Source organism: Arthrobacter sp. UNCCL28 (assembly GCF_900102805.1).
Taxonomy (GTDB): domain Bacteria; phylum Actinomycetota; class Actinomycetes; order Actinomycetales; family Micrococcaceae; genus Arthrobacter; species Arthrobacter nicotinovorans_A.
Window position 1 is genome coordinate 26,748 of sequence record NZ_FMWE01000015.1, and the last position, 6,722, is coordinate 33,469.

Annotated in this window: 6 protein-coding genes and 1 rRNA gene; 2 read left to right on the forward strand and 5 right to left on the reverse strand. The window is 64.0% G+C overall.

What is annotated here, in order from left to right; genetic code table 11:
- Positions 1-561: 561 nt before the first annotated feature.
- Positions 562-2,025: an FAD-binding oxidoreductase gene (locus BLQ01_RS21700; RefSeq protein WP_175493519.1), complete on the reverse strand. Its 1,464-nt coding sequence runs from the start codon at positions 2,023-2,025 to the stop codon at positions 562-564.
- A gap of 185 nt (positions 2,026-2,210) precedes the next feature.
- Positions 2,211-2,399 (reverse strand): hypothetical protein, encoded by a 189-nt coding sequence (locus BLQ01_RS22245; protein ID WP_139183532.1) that lies wholly within the window; start codon positions 2,397-2,399, stop codon positions 2,211-2,213.
- A gap of 184 nt (positions 2,400-2,583) precedes the next feature.
- Here BLQ01_RS22245 and BLQ01_RS21705 point away from each other — a divergent pair, with 184 nt between their 5' ends.
- Positions 2,584-4,326 (forward strand): glycoside hydrolase family 13 protein, encoded by a 1,743-nt coding sequence (locus BLQ01_RS21705; protein ID WP_254779564.1) that lies wholly within the window; start codon positions 2,584-2,586, stop codon positions 4,324-4,326.
- A gap of 19 nt (positions 4,327-4,345) precedes the next feature.
- A complete protein-coding gene (locus tag BLQ01_RS21710) occupies positions 4,346-5,368 on the forward strand; it encodes a LacI family DNA-binding transcriptional regulator (protein WP_026542629.1) in 1,023 nt (340 codons plus the stop codon).
- On the opposite strand, the gene BLQ01_RS21715 is transcribed toward BLQ01_RS21710, so the two are convergent.
- The 3 genes from BLQ01_RS21715 to rrf all read right to left on the reverse strand — a co-directional run bounded on the left by BLQ01_RS21715 (position 5,365) and on the right by rrf (position 6,720).
- Positions 5,365-5,964, reverse strand: coding sequence for a GNAT family N-acetyltransferase (locus BLQ01_RS21715; RefSeq protein WP_254779565.1), 600 nt, complete (start codon positions 5,962-5,964; stop codon positions 5,365-5,367). The two genes, BLQ01_RS21710 and BLQ01_RS21715, sit on opposite strands and share 4 nt — an antisense overlap.
- Positions 5,918-6,412, reverse strand: a complete 495-nt coding sequence (locus BLQ01_RS21720) for an SRPBCC domain-containing protein (protein WP_091554368.1) — start codon at positions 6,410-6,412, stop codon at positions 5,918-5,920. Before BLQ01_RS21720 ends, BLQ01_RS21715 begins: the two co-directional genes overlap by 47 nt.
- A gap of 191 nt (positions 6,413-6,603) precedes the next feature.
- Positions 6,604-6,720: ribosomal RNA gene (gene rrf, locus BLQ01_RS21725) — 5S ribosomal RNA — on the reverse strand.
- Positions 6,721-6,722 lie beyond the last annotated feature (2 nt).

Here is a 6,722-nt window from a genome sequence, read left to right on the forward strand (position 1 = left end):
TCCACTCCCAACGGATTTGGAATACCAAGAAAGGTCGCAAACATAGAGAAAGTCCCCAAAACCCAAAGGGACCTGAGAGAACGTCCCCCAAAACCCAAGGGGACCTGAGAGAGCGTCCCCCAAAACCCAAGGGGACCTGAGAGAACGTCCCCCAAAACCCCCGGGGACCTGAGAGAGCGTCCCCCAAAACCCAAGGGGACCTGAGAGAACGTCCCCCAAAACCCCCGGGGACCTGAAAGAGCGTCCCCCAAAACCCAAGGGGATGTGAGAGAACGTCCCCCAAAACCCAAGGGGACCTGAGAGAACGTCCGACCAAACCCCCGGGGACCTGAAAGAGCGCCCGACCAAACCACCAAGGGACCTGAAAGAGCGTCCCCCAAAACCCCCGGGGATGTGAGAGAGCGAGGCCCGCAGGGCCGGAACGCGGCAGCGCGCGTCTAAGGGAGGAACGGCCGAGCGCGCCGAGCGTTGCGGCCCTGCGGGCCACTGGCCCCACCCCACAGGCCACACCTGCGGGCCCCACCCCGGGCCACACCCGCAGCCGCCCCCAAAAAAGCAGGCCTAGATAGCCTTCCCCGGGTTCAGAATCCCCTGAGGATCGAACAACTCCTTGATCCGCCGTTGCAGCTCCCGCACAGGCTGCGGCTGCTCCAGCCCGAGCCAGCGGAGTTTGTATTGGCCCACACCGTGCTCCCCTGTGATGGTCCCGCCCATGTCCAGGCCCACCCGGATGGATTCATCAAGGGCAGCGTTGAGGCGCACCAAGGCGTCGGCATCGGTGGCTGGATCTACGCGGTCCATCCAAAACGTGGGGTGCAGGTTGCCGTCGCCTGCGTGGGCCACCACCTTGAGGCGTACCTGGAACCGCGCGGCCATGGCTTCGAGTTCTGCGACGAAGTCCACCAGACGGGAGCGCGGGACTGCGATGTCTTCGCCCACCCTGAATTCGTCGTCTACCTCTACGCCGCGGCTGTTGCGCCTGAGTTCCACGAGCATTTCGGCTTCGGCACTGGCTTCGGTGGTCACGGTGGCGCCGCCGTCGGCGAGTACTTGCCGGACGACGTCGGCTTCTGCCGCCGCCCCGAAGCCGTCTGTCTGGATGAGCAGGAGGGATTTGCCGCGCTTTTGGAGGTCGCCGCCGTGGAGTTCGTCGAGCTGGACCAGGGTCCCGTTGTCCAGGAGTTCCATGATGGCGGGCTGGACACGGGCCCGGCCCACCGCGAGCACGCCGGCGGCGGCGCTGCGGAAGTCTTGGTAGAACGCGGCAATGGTGTGCACTTCGCGGGGCAGGTATTTCAGGCGGACGGTCACGCCCACCACGATTCCCAGGGTCCCTTCGGAACCTACCAGCAGCGCGGTGAGGTCGTACCCGGCAACCCCTTTGAAGGTTTGGTGGCCGGTGTGCATGAGGGAGCCGTCGGCCATGACAACATCCAGGGCCAGCACGGAATCGCGGGTTACTCCGTATTTGGCGCAGCGCAATCCGCCTGCGTTGGTGGCCACGTTGCCGCCGATGGTGGACATTTTGTAGCTGGCCGGATCGGGCGCGTACATCAGGCCGTGCTTGGCTGCTGCGGCGTTGAGGTCAGCGTTGATGACACCGGGTTCGACGACGGCGGTTTCGTCGTCGGGATTGAGCTCAAGGATGCGGTTCATCCGTTCAAGGCCCAGCACGATGCATCCTTTGGTGGCGTGCGCACCTCCGGAAACGCCGGTTCCCGCGCCCCGCGCGACGATCGGTACCTGATGTGCGGCACAGGTGCGGACGATGTGTTGGACGTCTTCCACCGATTCGGCCCACACGACGGTCAGGGGCAGATGCCTTTCCAGCATCGGGCCTTGGTCGATGGAGTAGGTGGTGAGGGTTTCTTCATCATCGGCCATTTGCCCGGCCCGAAGCCCGGCTGCCAACTCCTGCAGGAAAGCCCGTTGCCCGGTTGTCGGCCGGGTCTGCTCAGCATGCCCGACCGTGCGGTCCTTGATGCGTTCCTCTGATGTACCGGCCACAGCCGTTTCGTCCGACAAAGCACTACCTCCACATGGGTGCCGCGGACACGCCAAACCGGCAGTCTTCGCAGCGTATTCAGTGCTCACAGTCTAGCCAGAGCGGCATGGGGTCGATGCCGCGGGCTTCGGTGTCACCAGACAGGGGTCACTAGGCAGGGGTCACCACGCAGGGGCAATCAAGCGGGCTCTTGCTGTGGTCCGGCTCAGGGGGTGGGAATCGTTGTCCCCGGCATCGCCCAGAATCCTGCGGAGATACCACCGGCACGCAGGCAAACACTGTCGCGCAGGAAAACACCGTCGACGCCGGATGGCCCGGCAGGTGCCGAGGTCACCTTTCCGGTCCCGTACTGTGGGGCGGCAAGCAATGCCTTTCGCTGGGCAATATTGAGCATGGCGTCGGGAAGGGCTCCAAGGCCACTCCAACGCTGGTGATATGGCTCACAACTGCAAGCGCTTCCACAGACTACAGCCCATCATGTGGATATGAAAACCCCACCCTGCGGAGCGGTCGAAAAGACAGCACCCTTAGGACTGGAAGCGTTTACAATTTTCCAAAATCTCTTTTACGATGTGTTCATGTCCGTTGATTCAATGCTCTCGGTTGCGGCCCACGAGCCCACTGCAGCTTTCACCCAGCTGACCCCGGTCCACGACGCCTCCAAGGCGCACGGATGGTGGCGTTCGGCTGTGATTTACCAGATCTACCCGCGCTCGTTCCGCGACCTCAACGGCGACGGCATCGGCGATCTGGCAGGGATTACCGCCGAGCTCTCCCAGTTGGCCGGATTGGGCGTCGACGCCGTATGGTTGTCGCCGTTCTACCGCTCACCCCAACGGGACGCAGGCTACGACGTCAGCGACTACTGCGACGTCGATCCCCTGTTCGGTACCCTGGCCGACTTCGATGCCCTGATCGCCGAGGCCAACAGGCTCAACCTGCGCGTTATCGCGGACCTCGTTCCCAACCACTGCTCCGACCAGCACGTGGCCTTCCAGGCAGCACTCACTGCGGGCGCCCACAGCGCCGAGCGGGACATGTTCATTTTCCGCGACGGCCAGGGACCTGACGGCAACGAGCCACCCAACAACTGGCAGTCCCATTTTGGCGGCCCGGCGTGGACACGCATCACGGAGCCAAACGGCCGGCCGGGGCAATGGTTCCTCCACCTCTTCGACTCCTCGCAGCCTGACTTCAACTGGGACAACCCGGCGGTGCACGCTGAGTTCGAACGCGTCCTCCGCTTCTGGCTGGACCGCGGAATTTCCGGGTTCCGCGTCGACGTCGCCCACGCGCTGGTCAAGGCAGCCGGACTGCCCAACTGGGGCGGACGCGCCGACGGCAACAGCTCCGATGGCTTCCCCGGCCAGGATGCCCCGATGTTCGGCCAGCCGGCCCTCCATGACATTTACCGCCGCTGGCGTTCCATCCTGGAAGAATACGGTCCTGACCGCATCCTCTGCGCCGAAGCAAATGTGGATCCGCTCCCCCGGCTGGCCCAGTGGGTCCGCCCCGATGAAATGCACCAGGCGTTCAATTTCCCCTACCTGCATGCCGGGCTGGACGTTAACCGACTGCGCCACATCATCACCGATTCCCTGGTGTCCCTCGACGCCGTGGGCGCTCCCAGCACATGGGTGCTGTCCAACCACGATGTTGTCCGACACGTCTCACGGTTCGGGTACGACGGACCGGGGCCCCGCGACGGCGACGGCATCGGCCCGGACGACGCGCAGCCCAACGAAGAACTCGGACGACGCCGGGCTGCCGCGGCAACGTTGTTCATGCTCGGGCTCCCGGGCGGTGCCTACCTCTACCAAGGCGAAGAACTGGGCCTCCCCGATTCCTCCAGCATTCCAGGCAGCATGCGCCAGGACCCAACCTTCGTCCGCACGGGCGGAGCCCGCATTGGCCGCGACGGCTGCCGGGTGCCGCTGCCTTGGCGTTCGTCCGAACCCCACTCCGGGTTCGGCAGCGGCAGTGATCCCTGGTTGCCCCAGCCCGAGTCCTGGCCCGCACTGGCAAGGGACAAGCAGGAGTCCGATCCGGCGTCGCACCTTAACCTTTACCGTGCCATGCTCGCTGAACGCGCCAAGCACCGGCTCGGCGAGGGCTCCCTCGCCTGGGTGGAGGACTACTGCACGGAGTCCGCACTGGCCTACCTGAACGGGAACACGCTGGTGGTCATGAACGTCGGTGCCGATCCGCTGCCACTCCCGGATGGTGCCACCATCCTGCGCAGTGCTGCGGCACTGGGTTCAGATCAAGCAGGCCCGGATCAACTAGGCTCAGGGGAGACAATCTGGCTGACAGTCAGCTGATTTTTCACCAAGGAGCGGCATGACGGGCATCAAGGACGTAGCCGAGCGCGCAGGGCTGTCCGTTGCCACAGTTTCACGGGCGCTTAGCGGCAAGGGCAACGTATCGCCCGCAAGCCGTGAGCGTGCACGCGCAGCCGCCGCCGAGCTGGGCTTTGTCCTGTCCTACCATGCTTCAAGCCTGGCCTCCGGGCGCACGCACAACGTCGGCTTGGTGGTGCCCTCGGTCCACCGCTGGTTCTTCTCAGCGGTGATCGAGGGCGTCTCGGCCGCGCTTCTCGAAGCCGGCTACGACCTCACCCTTTACAACATCGGCGAAAACACCGAGCACCGGCACAGCGTCTTCAACGACTTCCTCCTGCGCAAACGTGTTGACGCGGTGATCGCCGTGTCACTGGAACTGAGCGAAGCCGAACTTCAGCAGCTCCACGCGATGCACCGGCCAATCGTCGGCATCGGAGGTCCTTTGCCCGGAGCCTCTACCATCAGGATCGACGACTCCGCTATCGCGCGAAAGGCCACCAACCACTTGCTCGGCCTGGGTCACACCAAGATCGCGCACATTACCGGCAACGAGGCCTACGACCAAGACTTCCATCTTCCGGGAACCCGCCGGAGCGGATTCGAAGACGCAATGAACGACGCCGGATGCGCCGTCAGTCCCGAATGGATCGTTTCCGCGGACTTCACCATCGAAGGCGCCTACGCCGCAGCCAGACAACTGCTTGCCGGCGCCCCTGACAGGCCCACCGCTGTTTTTGCCGCTTCCGACGAAATGGCCATCGGCACTATCCTGGCTGCCCGGGACTTCGGGCTCCGAATTCCGGATGACCTTTCCGTCATGGGAATCGACGGACACGATCTTGGCAACGTCCTGGGCCTGACCACCATCGACCAGGATGCCAAAGGCCAAGGAGCATTGGCTGTCCGTACACTTCTGGGTGCGATCGCCGAGGGAATGGTCCTTGAACCAGCTGACACCGAACATCCCACCAAGTTGGTAGTCCGGTCAAGCACCGCCGTTCCCAGGGCAGGGACCTCCTAGGCGTTCAGTCCTTGCCGGGATATGCCGGTGGCTCCCTCAGCAAGCCGCCGTTCCATGGTGAGCTCGCGTTTGGACGTGTCTTGCGGATAAACCCGGCTGGCGCCTGTTGCCTCAAAGCCATGACGCCGGTAAAACGCCAGAGCCCGTGCGTTGTCCTCGTGGACCCCGAGCTCGATAGTCTGCGCCCCGAGTTCTTCCCCGGCCGCTTTGCAGGCCTCGTTGAGGAGCTCATCGGCCAGACCCAAGCCCCGGAGCCGCGGAGCCACGTAAACGCTGATGAGCATGGCCTGCAGCGGCTTCTCCGGGCTTTGGGGGTGCTTGAGGACCACACGCATCAACGCACAAAATTTGCTGCCCTCATGACCGGCATCGGCCACCAAGGTCAAGCTGTTGTCCCCGGACATGGCCGCGGCACGTTCCCGCCACTGCGTGTCGGTCTGCCGGCGTGCTGACTCAAGGCTCTCAATGTAGGCCATGGGGGTGTCCGCGAGCATTTCCAGCCGAACCTCACGCAGCAACTGCCAGTCACTCGAATGAAGCCTGCGGATCCTAGGCAATGGCTCCGCCCATGAACCTGGCGTAGCGATCCAGAACACGCGGCCAACCTTCGGCGTAGGACGCACGCGAAGCCGCGGGATCCTCGGCGCCTTCCCACCCGTCGTGGATCAGACGTACTTCGGTCCCGTCCTCCACAGCGCCAAAGACCACGCGGATCTCAGTGGACCACAGCGGAGTGCCGGCCGGATACCAGCTGGCATGGAAAGACAGTGGGGGCTGCCAGTCGTCGATGGTGCCCCAGACCGAGGTACGCCCGTCCTCGGCCGTCTCAAGAATCAGGTTCTCTTCGAACTCCACATGGGACCCAACGCCGTAGACACTCTCTTGCTCCAGCGGCCACCACAGGTGCGGATGATCGGTGAATCCTTGGAAAGCGTGCGAAATGTTGGTGGGCACTACAACGCTGAAGATGAGCGGCTCCAGTGCATCGCCCACTGGCTGTGACGGCTCGGACTCAGAGGCTGGGTGGCTGAAGAGGTTTTCCATGACCACCAACTCTACCGGTGCCGGCAGAAAGCTACCTGGCCGGTGTTCTGGTGGCGACCGGGGCCGTGCTGGTCTGGTCCGGTCCGGTCCGGTCCGTGAAACGGTGGTTGCGAGGGTGGTCCGTAAAAGGTGGTTGTGGTGGTTAAAGGGGAAGAGCCCCGACCTGGGGTCGGGGCTCTTGCCTAATGTGTGTCCGGCGGTGTCCTACTCTCCCACACCCTCCCGGGTGCAGTACCATCGGCGCTGTGGGTCTTAGCTTCCGGGTTCGGAATGGGACCGGGCGTTTCCCCCACGCTATGACCGCCGTAAC